Genomic DNA, 18,414 nt, shown 5'->3' on the forward strand with positions numbered 1-18,414 from the left:
AGACACATGAAGGACGCACCATGACGGCAATCTTCCTGTCCGGCGGATCGAGCGTGTGCAGCCGCCAGGGCAGCATGGCGCCCATGACCGGCTGGGGGCAGGCGATGCCGCTCTTCATGCAGGGCGTGGACGTGATCAACTGTGCCCGGGCCGGGGCCAGCACCAAGAGCTTCATGGAGCGCGGCAGGCTCGGATGGATCTTGGAAAACATCCGTCCCGGCGACCTGCACCTGATCTCCTTCGGGCCCAACGACATGAAGCCCGGCGCGGGCCTGCACACCGAGCCCTTCGACGACTACCAGGGGAACCTGCGGCGCTACGTCATCGAGACCCGGCTGCGCGGCGCCCACCCCGTACTCGTCCCCAGCCACGAGCGGGCGGTCTTCGACCGGTTCGGCAACTTCCGCCGGCCGCTGAAGCTCTACCCGGCCGCCAAGCGCGAGGTGGCGGCGCAGATGTCCGCGCCCCTGATCGACCTCAACGAGTGGAGCGTCGCCTGGTGGCGGCAGCTCGGCCCGCAGGGCTGCAAGCAGGTCTTCCTGTACCTCGAACCAGGTGAGCACCCCAACTACCCCGACGGGGTGGGGGACAACTCGCACATGCGGCCGGTCGGCGCCGTGGAGTGCGCGCGGTTCGTCGCCGGTGAGCTGCGCTCGCGCGAGCTGCTGCCCGCCTCCTTCTTCCGCAACATCGAGAACCAGTTCGACGCGAACCAGGCCGTGCAGTTCCTGGACGACGTCGAATTCGACCGGCTCACCAAGGAGCGGGTCGGCGCGGCAATAGTGGGAGCGACGGCATGAGCAGCGAAGTGACCGCCTGGTTCCCCGTGGTGCGCGCCTGGATCACCCAGGGCGCCGACAGCGGAGTGCTCGACCTGGCGTCCTCGGCCGACCCCAGCCGGCCCCTGGTTCCCGGCCAGGAGTTCACCCTGGCGATGACCATCACCCCCAGCGGCGGCGCGTACCGCACGTACGGCTACGTCCTCGGCGACACCCTGGGCGACGCGGTGGTCATGGGCGACCTCCAGGGCCTGCGGCTGCTGAAGAACGGCCGCTACATGGGCTACGCCTCCGGCACCGAGGCCGCCACCCACACCTGCACCGTGAAGGTGAAGGCGGACGCCCCCGACGGCGCCATCACTCTCCCGCGCGTGGTGGTCGGCCTGATGCCCGCCCAGGGCGACAAGCTCATCCCCAGCTCGGGCATCGAGGACCAGGGGTTCTGGATCCGCCGCCACAGCGTCCCCGGCCGGGCCCTGCACCTGCCCCCCGGCGCGCAGGTCACCCTGCCCCCGGACGCCGAGCGCGGTCTGCGCCGCACCGGCGTCGGCATCCCCCGGCAGGGCATGCTGCACTGCGCCCCCGACGGCACGGTCGTCTACCAGGCCCCCGCCGCCTACCAGGGCTACGACTTCTTCACCTGCACCTACGAGGACGCGGCCGGGCACTCCGTCCGCTCGCACGTCACCATCCGCATAGGCGACCTGGGCATGTCACCGGGGGCGCTGAGTGCCTTCCATGGCTAGGCACGCCCGCATGGCGGCCGCCCTGGTCATGGCCCTGGCCCTGGCGGGATGTTCGAGCGGGTCGGAGTTCCCGGACTCCGGGTTCCCCTCCCGGGCGCCGGTACCGGACGGCGCGCTGCCCGAGGGGGTCACCTACAAGGAGTTCGTCCGCAAACTCGACGGCCGCGCGGAATCCCACGTACAGATGCTGGCGATCCGGCCCGACGCCAAGGTCCGGGTCGGGGCCGTCCACGGGAAGTCCCTCGCCCACGCCGAGACGGTACGGGAGATGGCCGCGGCCGCCGGGGCGCTGGCCGCAGTCAACGCCTCCTACTTCGACATCAGCACCGGCAAGAACTACGGCGGTTACGACGGGGACCCGCTGGGCCTCTACACCGAAGGCGGACGGCTGCTCAGCGAGGCGACGAACGGCCGGACCACCCTGCTGCTCGGCACCCGGGACGGCCGCCTCGACGCCCGCATCGACGAGGTCACCACCGAGGGCCAGGTGATCTCCGACGACGGATCGCGCGGGGAACTGGACGGCATCAACCGCGTCCCGGGCCGCGTCCTCGGCTGCGGAGGCGTGGGCGGCGACCGCGAGGCCGTCACGGAAGAGCCGATGGAGGAGCCGTACGGCGGTCTGTGCACGGACGGCGACGAGCTCGTGGCCTTCACGGCGGAGTGGGGCGAGCGCACTCCGCCCGGCCCCCCGGGCAGCATGGAAGCGGTACTCGACGCCGACGGGCGGGTGGTGGACGTCCGAAAGCCCGCCGGAGGACGCCTCCCCGCCAACGGCAGCACGCTCTACGCGACGGGTGACCGTGCGGACTGGCTGCAGTCCCACGCCCGCAAGGGCGGCCGGATCAAGCGGTCCGTCCATATGAACGACATGGTCGGACTGCCCGTGGAGGGTCAGGTCGACACCGCGGTGGGCGGCCGCTACCGGCTGCTGAAGGACGGGGAGTCCGCGCTCGGCGCCGCGGCGGCCGCCCCCCGGAAGGCCCCGCGCACGCTGGCCGGCGTCACCGCGGACGGCGCGCTCCTCCTGGTCACGGTCGACGGGCGCAATCCCGGTGTGGACGCCGGAGCCACGCTCGCCGAGGCCGCCGAACTCCTCGCCTCGCTCGGCGCCCAGGACGCCATCGGCCTCGACGGCGGCGGGTCCACGAGCATGGTCGTGGGCGGGGAACTGCGCAACAACCCCCGGGAGACCCCGGGGAAGGTCATCGAACGGCCCGTGGCCAACGCGCTGGCCCTCTTCGCGCGCTGAGCACGACCGGCCCGCCTACGACGGCCGGCGCCGCACCACCCCCTTCGGGGCGGTGCGGCGCCGGCCGTCGTCGTATGAGGGTCCGGATCAGACCGGAACGCTCGCCAGGCCCGGGGCCAGGAACTTCTTGCCGTTCACCCGCTCGGAGACGCCCTCACGGTCCAGGTACGGAGTCACGCCGCCCAGGTGGAAGGGCCAGCCCGCGCCCGTGATGAGGCAGAGGTCGATGTCCTGGGCCTCGGCCACGACACCCTCCTCCAGCATCAGGCCGATCTCCTGCGCCACCGCGTCCAGGACGCGGTCGCGGACCTGCTCCTCGGTGAGGACGACATCGCCCTGCACGAGGAGGGCTGCGACCTCGGGGTCCAGCTCCGGCTTGAAGTCGTTCTCGGCGGAGTACGTGTAGAACCCGCGCTTGCCGGCCTTCACGACCGCGGCCAGGTTCGGGGAGACCGTGAAGCGCTCCGGGAAGGCGCGGTTCAGGGTCTCGGAGACGTGCAGGCCGATCGCCGGGCCCACGAGCTCCAGCAGCACCAGCGGGGACATCGGCAGGCCGAGCGGCTCGATGGCCTTCTCGGCGGTGACCACCGGGGTGCCCTCGTCGATGACGTTCTGGATCTCGCCCATGAAGCGGGTCAGGATGCGGTTCACGACGAACGCCGGGGCGTCCTTGGTGAGGACCGCGGTCTTCTTCAGCTTCCGCGCGACACCGAAGGCCGTGGCCAGCGAGGCGTCGTCGGTCTGCTCACCGCGGACGATCTCCAGCAGCGGGAGGATCGCGACCGGGTTGAAGAAGTGGAAGCCGACCACGCGCTCCGGGTGCTGGAGCTTCGAGGCCATCTCGGAGACCGACAGCGAGGAGGTGTTGGTGGCGAGGATCGCGTGCGCCGGGGCGACCGCCTCGACCTCCGCGAACACCTTCTGCTTGACGGACATCTCCTCGAACACGGCCTCGATGATGAAGTCCGCGTCCGCGAAGCCCTCGGCCTTGTCCAGGACGCCCGTCACCAGGGCGGTCAGGCGGTTGGCCTTGTCCTGGTTGATGCGGCCCTTGCCCAGCAGCTTCTCGATCTCGGCGTGGACGTAGCCCACGCCCTTGTCCACGCGCTCCTGGTCGATGTCGGTGAGGACCACCGGCACCTCCAGGCGGCGCAGGAACAGCAGCGCCAGCTGCGAGGCCATCAGGCCCGCGCCGACGACGCCGACCTTGGTGACCTGGCGGGCCAGGTTCTTGTCCGGGGCGCCGGCCGGGCGCTTGGCGCGCTTCTGGACCAGGTTGAAGGCGTAGATGCCGGAGCGCAGTTCGCCGCCCATGATGAGGTCGGCCAGGGCCGCGTCCTCGGCGTCGAAGCCCTTCTGCAGGTCGCCGTCCTTGGCCGCCTCGATGATCTCCAGCGCGCGGTAGGCGGCCGGGGCCGCGCCGTGCACCTTGGAGTCGGCGATGAAGCGGCCGCGGGCGACCGCCGCGTCCCAGGCCTCGCCGCGGTCGATCTCGTCACGGACGACCTCGGTCGTGCCGTTCAGCACGTTCGCGGTCCACAGGAGCGACTGCTCCAGGAAGTCCGCGCCGTCGAACAGCGCGTCCGCGATGCCGAGCTCGAAGACCTGCTTGCCCTTGAGCTGGCGGTTCTGGTTCAGCGAGTTCTCGATGATGACCGAGACCGCGCGGTCCGCGCCGATCAGGTTCGGCAGCAGGGCGCAGCCGCCCCAGCCGGGAACCAGGCCGAGGAAGACCTCGGGCAGCGAGAAGGCCGGGATGGCCTTGGAGACGGTGCGGTAGGTGCAGTGCAGACCGACCTCGACACCGCCGCCCATCGCCGCGCCGTTGTAGTACGCGAAGGTGGGGACGGCCAGCGCAGCGAGGCGCTTGAAGACGTCGTGGCCGCCCTTGCCGATGGCGAGCGCCTCGTCGTGCTTCTTCAGCAGCTCGACGCCCTTGAGGTCGGCGCCGACCGCGAAGATGAACGGCTTGCCGGTCAGGCCCGCACCGACGATGGAGCCCGCGAGGGCCTCCTGCTCGACCTGGTCGATCGCCGCGTTCAGGTTGGCGAGGGACTGCGGGCCGAAGGTGGTCGGCTTGGTGTGGTCCAGGCCGTTGTCCAGCGTGACGAGCGCGAAGCGCCCGGCGCCGAAGGGCAGGTCCAGGTGGCGTACGAGCGCGCGCGTGACGACCTCGTCCGGGAACAGCTCGGCCGCGCCCTTCAGGAGCTCAGTGGTGGTGGTGCTCACTTGCTGTCTCCCTCGGCGGTGAAGTTCGGGTTCTCCCAGACGACCGTGGCGCCCATGCCGAAGCCGACGCACATGGTGGTCAGGCCGTAGCGGACGTGCGGCTGCTCCTCGAACTGGCGGGCCAGCTGGGTCATCAGGCGGACGCCGGAGGAGGCGAGCGGGTGACCGAAGGCGATGGCCCCGCCGTACTGGTTGACGCGGGCGTCGTCGTCGGCGATGCCGTAGTGCTCCAGGAACGCGAGGACCTGGACCGCGAAGGCCTCGTTGACCTCGAAGAGCCCGATGTCATCGATCGTCAGACCGGCCTGCGCCAGCGCCTTCTCGGTGGCCGGGATCGGGCCGTAGCCCATGACCTCCGGCTCGACACCCGCGAAGGAGTACGAGACCAGGCGCATCTTGACCGGGAGGTTGTTCTCGCGGGCGAAGTCCTCGGACGCGATGATCGCGGCCGTGGCACCGTCGTTGAGACCGGCGGCGTTGCCCGCGGTGACGTTGCCGTGGACCCGGAACGGGGTCTTGAGGCCCGCCAGGTTCTCCAGGGTGGTCCCCGGACGCATCGGCTCGTCGGCGGTGACCAGGCCCCAGCCCGTCTCACCGGCCGCCTCGTTGTTGTTGCGCACCGAGATCGGCACCAGGTCCTGCTGGATCTTGCCGTCGGCGTACGCCTTGGCGGCCTTCTCCTGCGAGCGCACGGCGTACTCGTCGGCGCGGAGCTTGGTGATCGTCGGGTACCGGTCGTGCAGGTTCTCGGCGGTCATGCCCATGAACAGGGCGGACTCGTCGACCAGCTTCTCGGAGACGAAGCGCGGGTTCGGGTCCACGCCCTCGCCCATGGGGTGGCGTCCCATGTGCTCGACACCGCCGGCGAGGGCGACGTCGTACGCACCGAAGGCCACGCCGCCCGCGACGGCGGTCACGGCCGTGAGCGCGCCGGCGCACATGCGGTCGATCGAGTAGCCCGGGACGGACTGCGGGAGGCCCGCGAGAATGCCGGCCGTGCGGCCCAGCGTCAGGCCCTGGTCGCCGATCTGCGTGGTCGCGGCGATGGCGACCTCGTCGATCTTCGCGGGGTCCAGGTCCGGGTTGCGGCGCAGCAGCTCCCGGATCGCCTTGACGACGAGATCGTCGGCGCGGGTCTCGTTGTAGATGCCCTTCGGGCCCGCCTTGCCGAACGGGGTGCGGACGCCGTCGACGAAGACGACGTCCCTGACGGTACGAGGCACGTTGGCTCTCCTCCAGGTGCGGGTGTGCACTGCTGCGCGGGGGCGTGCCCATTACTGAGCGCCCGCTCACCTCTCCATGCTACTTGCCGGTAACCGGCATGCACAGCCCTCGCGGGAGGAGCGGCGAAGGTCACACTCCGCAGCCCCGCTCCGCAGCCCCGTCGCCCACGTGATCATGACGGCGCCCCGAGCGCGGCCGCCGACGCCTCTCGCGAGATGCCGGCGATGTCCGCGGCCATGGCGGCCGAGGACCGGACGGTGTCCGCCACGAAGGCGCGGCGGCTGACGTCCAGGGTGCGCAGGGCCGGTCCGTGGTCCGCGGCGACCACCACGGCCGCGGCGGCGAGCACGGCCCGCCAGGCCGAGACCGCCGACCGGCGGACGGGGGCGGGCAGCGGCGCCAGGGCCTCGCGCAGGCGCAGGCAGTGGAAGGGGACGTGGCGCTCCTCGTCGGCGAGGATCAGCCGCGCGACCTCCGAGGCCAGCGGATCGGCGGCCCCGTCCCGCACGGCCCGGTAGTACCGCAGGGCCACGACCTCCGCCACCATCAGCACCAGCAGTTCCACCCGCAGCCCCAGCAGTCTGCGCAGCCGTACGAAGGCCGTGTCGCTCCAGTGGGCGTCCAGGGTCCTCGCACCCCCCGCCTCCAGGAGCAGGGCCAGCATCCGCGCGTGGTTCTGCTCCTCCGCAACGAAGAGGCGTACGGCCCGTGCGTACACCGGATCGCCGGCCCGGTCGGCCTTGCCGATCAGCGCGGAGCCGTCCCCGTCCTCACCGACCTGGAACCGCTGCAGGCTGCGCACCAGCTCCGGGGGGAGCGTGGCGGCCCGGTTCCACTCCGGATCCCCCCGCTCGGCCCGCCGCTCCCGTTCGGTCTCGAAGTCGCTCACCCACGCCTCGTATCCCCGCCCATGTTTGATCACGTTCAAAAGCTAGGCGGCTTTGAGCGTGTTCAAAAGACGTCCGGTCCGGCTGTAGCGGAACCGGGACACGAACGGGAAAGGGGGAAGCCCCCGGCCGGAAGGCCGGGGGCTTCCCCCTGTGGAGCGGGCGCGTCAGTCGTCGGTCTCGGGTGCGGCCGCGATCACGGGCGGGGTCGCGGCCAGGGCCGTGACCAGGGCGTCCGTCACCTGTTCGACCTGCCACGGGCGGGCGCCGTAGCCCGCCAGGGCCTCGGCCACCGCGTCGGCCTCCAGGCGCTCGGGCGGCTCCCAGCACAGCCGGCGGACCGTGTCGGGGGTGATCAGGTTCTCCTGCGGCAGGTTCAGCCCCTCCGCCAGCGCCGACACGGCCGTCCGGGCCGCGGCCAGCCGCGCCGCGGCCGCCGGGTCCTTGTCCGCCCAGGAGCGCGGCGGCGGCGGACCCGCCGGGGTCGCCCCCGGCAGCGGCAGCTCGGCCTCGGGCAGGGCCTTCGCCCGGTCCACTGCGGCCATCCACTGGTCCAGCTGGCGCCGGCCCATGCGCTGCCCGTAGCCGGGCAGGGCGGAGAGGGCCTGCACGTTCAGCGGCATGGCGAGCGCGGCCTCGACGATCGCGGCGTCACCCAGCACCTTGCCCGGTGACACGTCACGTCGCTGCGCGATCCGGTCCCGGGACTCCCACAGCTCCCGTACGACGGCCATCTGCCGGCGCCGGCGCACCTTGTGCATGCCGGACGTCCGGCGCCACGGGTCCTTGCGGGGCGGCGCGGGCGGTGCGGCGGCGATGGCGTCGAACTCCTGGTGGGCCCATTCCAGCTTGCCCTGCCGGTCCAGCTCCTTCTCCAGCGCGTCCCTCAGGTCCACGAGCAGCTCCACGTCGAGCGCGGCGTAGCGCAGCCACGGCTCGGGGAGCGGACGCGTGGACCAGTCGACGGCCGAGTGGCCCTTCTCCAGCACGTAGCCGAGGACCCCCTCGACCATCGCGCCGAGTCCGACCCGCGGGAAGCCGGCGAGGCGGCCGGCCAGCTCGGTGTCGAAGAGGGAGGTGGGCGCCATGCCTATTTCGCGCAGGCACGGAAGGTCCTGGGTGGCGGCGTGCAGGATCCACTCGGTGCCGGACAGGGCCTCGCCGAGGGAGGAGAGGTCGGGGCAGCCCACCGGGTCGATCAGTGCGGAGCCCGCACCCTCGCGGCGCAGCTGTACGAGGTAGGCGCGCTGGCCGTAGCGGTAGCCGGAGGCGCGCTCGGCGTCCACGGCGACGGGGCCGGTGCCCGCGGCGAAGGCCGCGACCACCTCGGCGAGCGCGGCGGCGTCGGCGACCACCGGGGGGATGCCCTCACGGGGTTCTAGCAAGGGAATCGGCAGCCCGTCGGACGAAACCTCGTCGTCCGGGGGGCCGCCCCCGGTGGTGGTGCGCAGGCCTGCTGCGGTTTCTTGGGCGTCGGTCACCGGTCAAGGGTATCCGTGGATGCGACGCGCCCGTCGCCGGAACGTTCCGGCGACGGGCGCGAGGGGGGAGGACGGACGTTTCCCCGGGTTGTCCGGGAGTTCTCCCGGCGTCTTTCGGGGGATATCGGCCGGGTCAGTGGATGATCCCGGTCCGCAGGGCGACGGCGACCATCCCGGCCCGGTCGCCGGTGCCCAGCTTGCGGGCGATCCGTGCGAGGTGGGACTTGACGGTCAGGGCGGACAGGCCCATCGAAACGCCGATGGCCTTGTTGGACTGGCCCTCCGCGACGAGGCGCAGGACCTCGACCTCGCGGCCGGAGAGCTCTCGGTAGCCGCCCGGGTGGCTCGGGGCACCCGGGGGGCGGCGGTGCATACGGGCCGCGGCGGCGCCGATGGGGGCGGCGCCGGGCCGGGACGGGAGCCCGATGTTGGTCCGGGTGCCGGTGACGACGTAGCCCTTCACTCCGCCCGCGAGGGCGTTGCGTACGGCGCCGATGTCGTCGGCGGCGGACAGGGCCAGGCCGTTCGGCCAACCGGCGGCGCGGGTCTCGGAGAGCAGGGTGAGACCGGAACCGTCGGGCAGGTGTACGTCGGCCACGCAGATGTCGCGCGGGCTGCCGATGCGTGGACGGGCCTCCGCGATGGACGAAGCCTCGATCACGTCGCGAACTCCGAGGGCCCACAAATGGCGGGTCACGGTGGAACGCACGCGCGGGTCGGCCACGACGACCATGGCCGTCGGCTTGTTCGGGCGGTAGGCGACCAGGCTTGCGGGCTGCTCGAGAAGAACGGACACCTAGGCCTCCTGGGGGGGAGTGGCGGGACGGCCGGCTCGGGGAAGGAAGCCGGTGCGAACCGTGCGGATGGTCTATGACTCCTTCGGCACGTCACCCGCCCGGCTTTAGGGAATGATCACGATTTGGTGAGTAACAATTCGGGCAATTCGGACGCACGATCGATCATAGGGTGATCAGAAGCCCGCAACGGGCGCCCTGTAACGACATCCGGCCCCCGTGTCGGGGCCCGGGGCGAGGGGAACCGGCATGGGTCGGCAGGCGCCGGCAGGGGTCCCGGCCTCGCGGAACTACCCCTGAGGGTGATGCGGACCGCGGCGCTGGGGCAGCGAGACCACGCCGGTCACCGTCTCGGTCGGCCCGACCGGCGGCAGCCCCGCGATCTGGCACAGCAGTTCGCACCAGGCCGACAGGTGTGCGGAGGTGTCCGGCACGCCGCCCACCCCCTCGCGCGGCGTCCACGAGGCCCTGATCTCGATCTGTGTCGCCGGCCGCCGCTCTCCGAGCCCGCCGAAGTAGTGCGAGGCGGCCATGGTCACGGTCCCGCTCGCCTCCCCGTACGTCAGCCCGCGCGCGTCCAGCGCCCCCGTCAGCCAGGACCAGCACACCTCCGGGAGGAGCGGGTCCACGGCCATCTCCGGCTCCAGTTCCGCCCGTACGAGCGTCACCAGCCGGAAGGTGCCCTGCCACGCGTCGTGCCCGGCCGGGTCGTGCAAGAGGATGAGCCGGCCGTCGGCCAGGTCCTCGTCACCGTCCACGACCGCCGCTTCCAGCGCGTACGCGTGGGGTGCCAGCCTCTGTGGCGGTTTGGTGGGGTCGATCTCGATCCCCTGCCGCAGCCTCGCCTTCTTCAAGCCGTCGACCGCCCGCCGGAACGGGAGTGGGACGGAGCTGTCCTTCGCGCTGTCCGTACCGTCAGCGCCATCTGAAAATCGTCCCTGAGCCGCAGCCATGCGGGGAAGACTAGGCGGAACGAGCGCTCGTACGGCGCAGGGACACCCGCGCCGGGCCGGGCACTTCTTCATACGTGCGAAGATTTGAGTCGTGAGCGCCAACACCCGCCCCACGGGCACGCCGAGCCAGACGTACGATTCCGCCTTCCTGAAGGCGTGCCGGCGCGAGCCGGTGCCGCACACCCCCGTGTGGTTCATGCGGCAGGCGGGGCGCTCCCTCCCGGAGTACCGCAAGGTGCGCGAGGGCACGCAGATGCTGGAATCCTGCATGCGGCCCGACCTGGTCACCGAGATCACCCTGCAGCCGGTCCGGCGCCACAACGTGGACGCGGCCATCTTCTTCTCCGACATCGTGGTCCCGCTGAAGGCCATCGGCATCGACCTGGACATCAAGCCGGGCGTCGGCCCGGTCGTCGCCCAGCCGATCCGCCGCCGCGAGGACCTCGCACAGCTGCGCGACCTCACCCCGGAGGACGTCTCGTACGTCACCGAGGCGATCGGCATGCTCACGAGTGAACTGGGCTCCACGCCGTTGATCGGCTTCGCCGGCGCGCCTTTCACCCTCGCGAGCTACCTGGTCGAGGGCGGCCCCTCCAAGAACCACGAGCACACCAAGGCCCTCATGTACGGGGACCCCGAGCTCTGGGCCGACCTGCTGGACCGCCTCGCCGAGATCACCTCCGCCTTCCTGAAGGTCCAGATCGAGGCCGGCGCCTCCGCGATCCAGCTCTTCGACTCCTGGGTCGGCGCGCTCGCCCCCGCGGACTACCGCCGCTCGGTGATGCCCGCCTCCGCGAAGGTCCTGGAGTCCGTCGCCTCGTACGGGGTCCCGCGCATCCACTTCGGCGTGGGCACGGGCGAGCTGCTCGGCCTCATGGGCGAGGCCGGCGCCGACGTCATGGGCGTCGACTACCGGGTCTCCCTGAAGGACGCCGTGCACCGGGTCGGCCCCGGCAAGGCGCTCCAGGGCAACCTGGACCCCGCGGTCCTCTTCTCCACCACCGAGGCGGTGGAGACCAAGACCCGCGAGGTCCTGGACGCCGCGGCGGGCCTGGAAGGCCACATCTTCAACCTGGGCCACGGCGTCCTCCCGACGACGAACCCGGACGCCCTGACCCGCCTGGTGGACTACGTCCACACGCAGACGCAGCGCTAGACCCTGCGGGGTGCCGCGGCGTGGCTGAGGCTGGATTGCCCGACGGGCGATTCCAGCCTCAGCCGGCGTGTGGGGCGCGGGGCCCGGGGCGGAACCCCGGGAAGCGGCCCGACCTAGGCCCCCGCCCCCCGCACCGCGGACACCGCCTTGCGCGCGGCCACCAGGACCGGGTCCCACACGGGGGAGAACGGCGGGGCGTAGCCCAGGTCCAGGGACACCACCTGCTCCACCGTCATGCCGGCCGTCAGGGCCACCGCGGCGATGTCCACCCGCTTCGCGGAGCCCGCGCCGCCGACGATCTGGACGCCGAGGAGGCGGCCCGTGCGGCGTTCCGCCAGCATTTTCACCGTCATCTCCGCCGCCCCCGGGTAGTAGCCCGCCGTGTTCGTCGAGCTGATCGTCGCCGTGACGAAGCGGAGCCCGACGGCCAGCGCGTCCCGCTCGCGCAGGCCCGTACGGGCGATCTCCAGGTCACAGACCTTGCTCACGGCCGTGCCGACCACGCCCGGGAAGGTCGCGTAGCCGCCGCCCACGCCCGAGCCGATGACCTGGCCGTGCTTGTTCGCGTGCGTGCCCAGCGGGATGTGCCGCATCCGGCCCGCCACCAGGTCCAGGACCTCCACGCAGTCGCCGCCCGACCAGATGTTCCCGTGGCCGCGGACCCGCATGGACAGGTCGGTCAGCAGCCCGCCCGACTCGCCCAGCGGCAGGCCCGCCGCGCGGGCCAGGGCCGTGCGCGGCTCGACGCCGATGCCCAGGACGACCACGTCCGCCGGGTACTCCTCCCCGGCCGCCGTGGCCACCGCGCGTGCCCGGCCCTCCCCGTCGGTGAGGATCTCCGTCACCTCGGCGCCCGCGACCGTACGGATGCCCATCGCGTTCATCGCGCTGTGGACGAGGCCGCCCATGTCCGGGTCCAGCGTGGACATCGGCTGCTCGCCCCGGTGCAGCACGGTGACCTCGAAGCCCCGCCCGATCAGGGCCTCCGCCATCTCCACGCCGATGTAGCCGGCGCCCACGACCACCGCCCGGCGGCCCGCCGTCCGTTCCAGGTCCGCCATCAGCCGCTGCCCGTCGTCCAGCGTCTGCACCCCGTGCACCCCGTGCGCGCCGATGCCGGGCAGCCGCGGGCGGACGGGCCGGGCGCCGGTGGCGAGGACGAGCTTGTCGTACCCCGTCCAGTACTCGGCGCCCGACTCCAGATCCCGCGCGCGCACCCGCTGTCCCGCCAGGTCCAGCTCCACGACCTCCGTCCGCGTCCGCAGGTCGATGCCCCGCGCGCGGTGCTCCTCGGGCGTCCGGGCGATCAGCTCGTCCCGGCCGCCGACCAGGCCGCCGATCCAGTACGGGATCCCGCACGCCGAGTACGAGGTGAAGTGCCCGCGCTCGAAGGCGGTGATCTCCAGCTCCGCCGGACCCTTGAGCCGCCGGGCCTGTGACGCGGCGGACATCCCCGCCGCGTCACCGCCGACCACCACCAGTCGTTCCGTGCCGTTCCCCATGCGCCCGTACCGTCCTTCCCCGCCGCCTGTGCCTGCGGGCCCCACGCTACGTGCGCACGGGCGGTCAGTCCCGGACCGCCGGCGGGGTCGCGTCCGGCTGCGCCGGATCCGCCGGGGCGGCGGCCGTGTGCCCCGGCCACACCGGCCCGCTCTGTGCGGGAAGGCGACGCGCCGCGGGGCCGGGCTTCTGCTTCGCCGGCCGCCACTTGCGGTACTGCCGGAAACCGAGCAGCAGGAACGCGCCGCTGAGCAGGAACGGCGAGGCTGCGGCGAGCGCCATCAGCAGGTACAGGACCGCCGCGGCGAAGACCTTCCAGCCGCCGATCAGGGCGTCGGAGAAGCCCGGATCCGGCTTCTCCTTCTCCTTGACGGGCTGCTTCCCCGGTTCCGAGAACGTCAGCGTGATCGTGCCGAGCGAGGTCTGGTCCTTCAGCGCCGTCTGCTGGGCGAGCAGCGACTCCAGATCGGCCTGGCGCTTGCTGAGTTCGGCCTCCAGCGTGACCACCTCGGTGAGCCCCGAGGCCTTCTCCATCATCTCGCGCACCCGCACCACGCTCGCCTGCTGGGACTTGACCCGGCTGTCGACGTCCGCGACCTTCTGCGTCACGTCCTGCGCCTCGACCTTGCGCTCCAGCAGCTTCCCCGCGCCCTCCATCGCGGCCAGCACCGCGTCGAAGCGCTCGCCCGGCACCCGCAGGGTCACCGTCGAGGTCATCGACCCGTCGGGTGCGCGCGTGGTGCCCTCGTTGCCGACGTACCCGCCCGCGTTCTCCGCCGCCGTCCGGGCACCGGCCGTCGCCTTCTGGACGTCGGCCGTCTCCACGCCGAGCGTCGCCGTGCGGATGATCTGCGTGCGGACGGCGGGAGCCTGCGGCCGGCTCTTGTCGGCGTCCGGGGCCGGCGCGCCCGACGCGGCCGCGGCCGCCCCTCCCTCCCCGACGGCCTCCCGCTGCTGGGTGGACGCCGCGTCCGCCTTGCTCGCCTTTTCGTCACCGCCGGAGGCGCAGCCCGTGAGGACGAGCGCCCCGGTCAGGGAGAGCGCTGCCAGAGCCGTCGCCGAGCGCCGTCCGTACCGGCCGTAACGTCTGTGCTGGGTCTGCATCGTTGGGTCCCCCTGGTAGGTGTCCGCATCGTCGGACGCGCATCTGTCCGTGCCTCGACGTTCTGACGTACCGGGTCCCGCCCCGGGTTTCGTACGCACGGTTCCGAGGTGATCCCGAAGCGGTCACGGTCAGGCCTCGGCGACCGCCCGATGAGGGGTCTGAGACGATGTGTCCATGCACGAAGCGGACACGCGTACGGACCGGCCGGCCCCCGCCGGTCACGTCGTCGTCATCGGCGGCGGGATCGCGGGCCTCGCGGCGGCCCACCGGCTGCTCGCCGAGGGCCTTCGCGTCACCCTCCTGGAAGCCGGCCCGCGCCTCGGCGGCAAGCTGCGCTCGGGCGAACTGGCCGGCCTGCGCGTGGACCTCGGGGCCGAATCCGTACTCGCCCGCCGCCCCGAAGCGCTCGAACTGGCCCGCGCGGTGGGCCTCGGCGAGGCCCTGCAGCCACCCGCCACCGCCACCGCCCGCCTCTGGACCCGCGGCGTGCTGCGCCCCCTGCCGGGCGGTCACGTCATGGGCGTGCCCGGCGACCTGGGCCCGCTCGCGGCGTCCGGAGTGCTCTCCGCCGAGGGCCTGGCCCGGGCCGGAGCCGAACACGCGCTGGCACCGGAGGAGATCGGCGAGGACGTGGCCCTCGGCGAGTACGTCGCCGCCCGGCTGGGCCACGAGGTCGTCGACCGGCTCGTGGAACCCCTCCTCGGCGGGGTCTACGCCGGCAACGCCTACCGCATCTCGATGCGCGCCGCCGTCCCCCAGCTCTTCGAGGCCGCCCGCAGCCACGCCTCCCTCGGCGAGGGCGTACGGGACCTGCAGGCCCGGGCCGCCCGCGCGGGGCAGACCGGTCCCGTCTTCTCCGGCATCGACGGCGGCATCGGCAGGCTCCCGCTCGCCGTCGCCGAAGCCTGCCGGGCGGCCGGCGCCCGGATCCTCCTCGACACCCCCGCGCGCGAGCTCACCCGTACCGCCACCGGCTGGCGCGTGCTCGCCGACGCACCGGGCGGCGCCGAGGCCATCGAGGCCGACGGGGTGGTCGTGGCCGTCCAGGCCGGACCCGCCGCCCGCCTGCTCGACGGGATCGCACCCCTGGCCGCCACCGAGCTGCGCGGGGTCGAGTACGCCTCCATGGCCCTGGTCACGATGGCCCTGCGCCGCTCCGACCTGCCCGCGGGGATCGCCGACGGCGGCGCGAGCGGGTTCCTCGTACCGCCCGTGGACGGCCGGACGATCAAGGCCTCGACCTTCTCCAGCAACAAGTGGGCCTGGGCCGGGACCGATCCCGACCTCTTCCTGCTGCGCACCTCCGTCGGCCGCCACGGCGACGAGGGCGACCTGAAGCGCTCCGACGGGGAACTGGTCGAGGTCTCCCTCGCCGACCTCGGCCAGGCCGTGGGCCTCGCGCCCACCGTCCGCCCGGTGGCCTCCACCGTCACCCGCTGGGACGGCGGCCTGCCCCAGTACCCCGTCGGCCACCTCGGCCGGGTGGCCCGGATCCGCTCCGCCGTCGCGGCCCTGCCGGGCCTCGCGGTGTGCGGAGCCGTGTACGACGGGGTCGGCATCCCGGCCTGCATCGCGAGCGCGGGCAAGGCCGCCGACGTGGTGATCGCCACGTTGGGCGCCGCTGGGGCACCCCTGGCACCGACCACTGATCAGCACACGGGACAATAGACACATGACTGCACCAGAGAAGATTCCCAACGCGGGGAAGAAGGCGAAGGACCTCAACGAGGTCATCCGCTACACCCTGTGGTCCGTCTTCAAGCTGAAGGACGTGCTCCCCGAGAACCGCGCCGGCTTCGCCGACGAGGTCCAGGAGCTGTTCGACCAGCTGGCCGCCAAGGACATCACCGTCCGCGGCACCTATGACGTCTCCGGCCTGCGCGCCGACGCGGACATCATGATCTGGTGGCACGCGGAGACCTCCGACGAGCTGCAGACCGCGTACAACCTGTTCCGCCGCACCAAGCTGGGCCGCGCGCTGGAGCCGGTCTGGTCGAACATGGCCCTGCACCGCCCGGCCGAGTTCAACAAGTCCCACATCCCGGCCTTCCTGGCCGACGAGACGCCGCGCGACTACGTCAGCGTCTACCCCTTCGTGCGCAGCTACGACTGGTACCTGCTGCCCGACGAGGACCGCCGCCGCATGCTCAAGGACCACGGCATGATGGCCCGCGGCTACCCCGACGTGCGCGCCAACACGGTGGCCTCCTTCTCGCTCGGCGACTACGAGTGGCTGCTGGCCTTCGAGGCCGACGAGCTGTACCGCATCGTCGACCTCATGCGTCACCTGCGCGCCTCCGAGGCCCGCATGCACGTCCGCGAAGAGGTGCCCTTCTACACCGGGCGCCGCAAGTCCGTCGCCGATCTGGTGGCCGGACTCGCCTAGAGACCTCCCCTGGGGGGAAGGACCGGAGGACCGCTGACCGGCGCCCTCCGGGGATCGGGAGGCCCTGCCCCCGAATCGACGCAGCCGGAGATCCCGCCCGGAAGTTCAGACGACTGGCGGCAGCAGTGCCCTGGGGTGCCCCGGGGCGGCCGCTGCCCGGTCGTCCAGCGACACCGGTGCGGGCTCCGGATGCGGCGCACACGTGACACGCCACCCCGAGGTGTCACCTGTCAGCAAGTACCGCTCCACGTGAGCGTCCACGCAGGCATTGCGTCCGCCGACCACTCCGTGGGTTCCGGCCCCCGCCTCCGTCACCAGCCCGGCCCGCGGCCCGAGCCGCCGCTGGAGCTCCAGGGCGCCCCCGTACGGGGTGGCGCCGTCCCGCTCGGCCGCCACGATCAGCGTGCTGGGCAGCGGGGCTCCCGGCCGCGGCCCGACGTCCACCGGCCGCTGCCGTTCGCGCACCGGCCAGAAGGCGCACGGCAGGTTCAGGAAGGCGTTGGCCCAGGTCTCGAAGGGGGCCGTGCGGGCCAGTTCGGTGTTGTCGCGGTCCCAGGTCTCCCAGTCGCCGGGCCACGGGGCGTCGTTGCACAGGGTCGCCGTGTAGACGGCCGTCGCGTTCTCGCCCTCGGCGGCCGCCGCCGGATCCGGGGCGGCGAGCGAGACGAGCGGGTGCGGGTCGCCCCGCAGGAACGCCGCCAGGGCCGCCGCGCGGCCCGGCCAGACCTCGTCGTAGTACGCGGTCCGCAAGTACGCGGAGTGCAGCTGCCCGGTGCCGACCACCCCGCCCGCCGGTTCACGGGCGAGCGCCGCCCGCACCCGGTCGTAACTCGCCTGGACCGCTTCGGCGGTGGAGCCGAGCCCGTACGCGGCGTGGTGGCGGGCCGCCCAGATGCGGAAGTCGGCCCAGCGGCGCTCGAAGCCGGGGGCCTGGGCGAGGTTGTTGCGGTACCAGACCTTGCGGGGGTCGGGGTCGACCGCCGAGTCGAAGACCATCCGGCGGACATGGCCGGGGTAGAGGGTGGCGTACACCGCACCCAGGTAGGTGCCGTACGAGGCCCCCATGAAGGTCAGCCGGCTCTCGCCGAGCGCCGCGCGCAGCACGTGCAGGTCACGGACGTTGTTCAGGGTCGTGTACGAGCCCAGGGCCGCCCCGGCCCGCTCCGCGCAACCACGGGCGTAGGCCCGCGCGGCGGCGACCCCGGCCTCCTTGGCGGCGGCGTCCGGCCGGGCGCCGACGGCCTCGGCCGGAGCCTGGGCGTACCGCGCCGGGTCCTGGCAGGACAGCGCGTGCCCCGATCGGCCCACCCCGCGCGGGGCGTAGCCGACGAGGTCGTAGGCGGCCCCGACGCGGCGCCACTCGGGCAGACCGGCGACGAGCGGGAAGAAGAGGCCGTTCCCGCCCGGCCCGCCGGGGTTGTACACGAGCGCCCCCTGCCGCCGGGCCCCGCCCGCGCCGGAGGCGGCGACCCGGCTGACGAGGATCTCGGTCCGCTCCCCGAAGGGCCGGGCGTAGTCGACGGGCACCCGGAGCGTGCCGCACCGCACGTCCGGCCCGAGCCCCTCGGCGACGGGACACGGCCCGAACTCCACTCCGTCACCGGCACCCTGACGGCCCGGCCGCGCTGCCCCTCCCGGGCCCGCGAGCCCCGCGCGCGCGGCGGCCGCGGCTCGCCGGGCCACGAGTTCGGCCCCGGCGGTCTCGGCGGCCGCCCGGGCGGAGGCGAGGCCGGGGGGCGCCGACGGCGACGGGCCGGGGGGAGCGGCCTCGGCGCCGGAGGCCGTCGGCAGGAGGGCTGCCAGTGTCAGGACGGCCAGCGCGACCGTGGCGGGCACCCGGGGCATGCGCATGGCAGGGCCTCTCGTCTCATCGGACCCTCCGATGAGATCCGGCGGGTGGCCCCCTGTACAGGACCACCGGC

General features: G+C 73.0%; 15 protein-coding genes. 6 read left to right on the plus strand and 9 right to left on the minus strand.

The features are described 5' to 3' along the window. Window positions 1-20: 20 nt before the first annotated feature. From ACFYM0_RS17990 to ACFYM0_RS18000, 3 genes are read left to right on the plus strand one after another with little or no spacing between them, the layout of a single operon-like run. Window positions 21-800 carry a rhamnogalacturonan acetylesterase gene (locus ACFYM0_RS17990; protein ID WP_388502225.1) on the plus strand — a complete coding sequence of 260 codons (780 nt, stop codon included), beginning with the start codon at window positions 21-23 and terminating at the stop codon, window positions 798-800. Then, window positions 797-1,525, plus strand: coding sequence for a hypothetical protein (locus ACFYM0_RS17995; protein ID WP_388502228.1), 729 nt, complete (start codon window positions 797-799; stop codon window positions 1,523-1,525). The genes ACFYM0_RS17990 and ACFYM0_RS17995 overlap by 4 nt, the downstream gene beginning before the upstream one ends. Further along, window positions 1,518-2,777: a phosphodiester glycosidase family protein gene (locus ACFYM0_RS18000; RefSeq protein WP_388502230.1), complete on the plus strand. Its 1,260-nt coding sequence runs from the start codon at window positions 1,518-1,520 to the stop codon at window positions 2,775-2,777. Before ACFYM0_RS17995 ends, ACFYM0_RS18000 begins: the two co-directional genes overlap by 8 nt. Window positions 2,778-2,864: 87 nt before the next feature. Here ACFYM0_RS18000 and ACFYM0_RS18005 read toward each other — a convergent pair whose 3' ends face one another. The 6 genes from ACFYM0_RS18005 to ACFYM0_RS18030 form a co-directional block, all read right to left on the minus strand. Beyond that, on the minus strand, window positions 2,865-5,006 hold the full coding sequence (locus tag ACFYM0_RS18005) for a 3-hydroxyacyl-CoA dehydrogenase NAD-binding domain-containing protein (RefSeq protein ID WP_388502232.1): 2,142 nt from the start codon (window positions 5,004-5,006) through the stop codon (window positions 2,865-2,867). Beyond that, complete coding sequence (locus ACFYM0_RS18010; RefSeq protein ID WP_388502233.1) at window positions 5,003-6,229, minus strand: thiolase family protein; 1,227 nt, start codon at window positions 6,227-6,229, stop codon at window positions 5,003-5,005. The genes ACFYM0_RS18005 and ACFYM0_RS18010 overlap by 4 nt, the downstream gene beginning before the upstream one ends. A 173-nt stretch (window positions 6,230-6,402) precedes the next feature. Next, on the minus strand, window positions 6,403-7,119 hold the full coding sequence (locus ACFYM0_RS18015) for a ferritin-like domain-containing protein (RefSeq protein WP_388502236.1): 717 nt from the start codon (window positions 7,117-7,119) through the stop codon (window positions 6,403-6,405). A gap of 165 nt (window positions 7,120-7,284) precedes the next feature. After that, window positions 7,285-8,598 (minus strand): HRDC domain-containing protein, encoded by a 1,314-nt coding sequence (locus ACFYM0_RS18020; protein WP_388502238.1) that lies wholly within the window; start codon window positions 8,596-8,598, stop codon window positions 7,285-7,287. Between the two features lie 133 nt (window positions 8,599-8,731). Further along, on the minus strand, window positions 8,732-9,394 hold the full coding sequence (locus ACFYM0_RS18025; RefSeq protein WP_214956508.1) for a response regulator transcription factor: 663 nt from the start codon (window positions 9,392-9,394) through the stop codon (window positions 8,732-8,734). 288 nt (window positions 9,395-9,682) lie between these two features. Then, window positions 9,683-10,345 carry a DUF3000 domain-containing protein gene (locus ACFYM0_RS18030; protein WP_327255641.1) on the minus strand — a complete coding sequence of 221 codons (663 nt, stop codon included), beginning with the start codon at window positions 10,343-10,345 and terminating at the stop codon, window positions 9,683-9,685. Between the two features lie 91 nt (window positions 10,346-10,436). Between ACFYM0_RS18030 and hemE the strand changes: the two genes are divergently transcribed. After that, the gene (gene hemE, locus ACFYM0_RS18035; protein WP_388502241.1) at window positions 10,437-11,501 is read left to right on the plus strand and encodes a uroporphyrinogen decarboxylase; all 1,065 of its coding nucleotides are present in this window, start codon (window positions 10,437-10,439) and stop codon (window positions 11,499-11,501) included. Window positions 11,502-11,614: 113 nt separating this feature from the next. On the opposite strand, the gene ACFYM0_RS18040 is transcribed toward hemE, so the two are convergent. Both ACFYM0_RS18040 and ACFYM0_RS18045 read right to left on the minus strand, forming a co-directional pair. Beyond that, the gene (locus ACFYM0_RS18040) at window positions 11,615-13,003 is read right to left on the minus strand and encodes an FAD-dependent oxidoreductase (RefSeq protein ID WP_388502243.1); all 1,389 of its coding nucleotides are present in this window, start codon (window positions 13,001-13,003) and stop codon (window positions 11,615-11,617) included. A 64-nt stretch (window positions 13,004-13,067) separates the two neighbouring features. Continuing rightward, window positions 13,068-14,105, minus strand: coding sequence for a DUF4349 domain-containing protein (locus ACFYM0_RS18045; protein WP_388502244.1), 1,038 nt, complete (start codon window positions 14,103-14,105; stop codon window positions 13,068-13,070). Window positions 14,106-14,280: 175 nt separating this feature from the next. Here ACFYM0_RS18045 and hemG point away from each other — a divergent pair, with 175 nt between their 5' ends. Both hemG and hemQ read left to right on the plus strand, forming a co-directional pair. Continuing rightward, window positions 14,281-15,774 carry a protoporphyrinogen oxidase gene (hemG, locus tag ACFYM0_RS18050; RefSeq protein ID WP_388502247.1) on the plus strand — a complete coding sequence of 498 codons (1,494 nt, stop codon included), beginning with the start codon at window positions 14,281-14,283 and terminating at the stop codon, window positions 15,772-15,774. Between the two features lie 4 nt (window positions 15,775-15,778). After that, complete coding sequence (gene hemQ, locus ACFYM0_RS18055; protein WP_243331434.1) at window positions 15,779-16,492, plus strand: hydrogen peroxide-dependent heme synthase; 714 nt, start codon at window positions 15,779-15,781, stop codon at window positions 16,490-16,492. A 105-nt stretch (window positions 16,493-16,597) separates the two neighbouring features. Here hemQ and ACFYM0_RS18060 read toward each other — a convergent pair whose 3' ends face one another. After that, entirely contained in the window at window positions 16,598-18,343 is a 1,746-nt protein-coding gene (locus ACFYM0_RS18060; protein WP_388502250.1) for an alpha/beta hydrolase, read from the minus strand. Window positions 18,344-18,414: the final 71 nt, after the last annotated feature.

Origin of the sequence: Streptomyces sp. NPDC006487, assembly GCF_042870555.1 — a bacterium.
GTDB lineage: Bacteria > Actinomycetota > Actinomycetes > Streptomycetales > Streptomycetaceae > Streptomyces.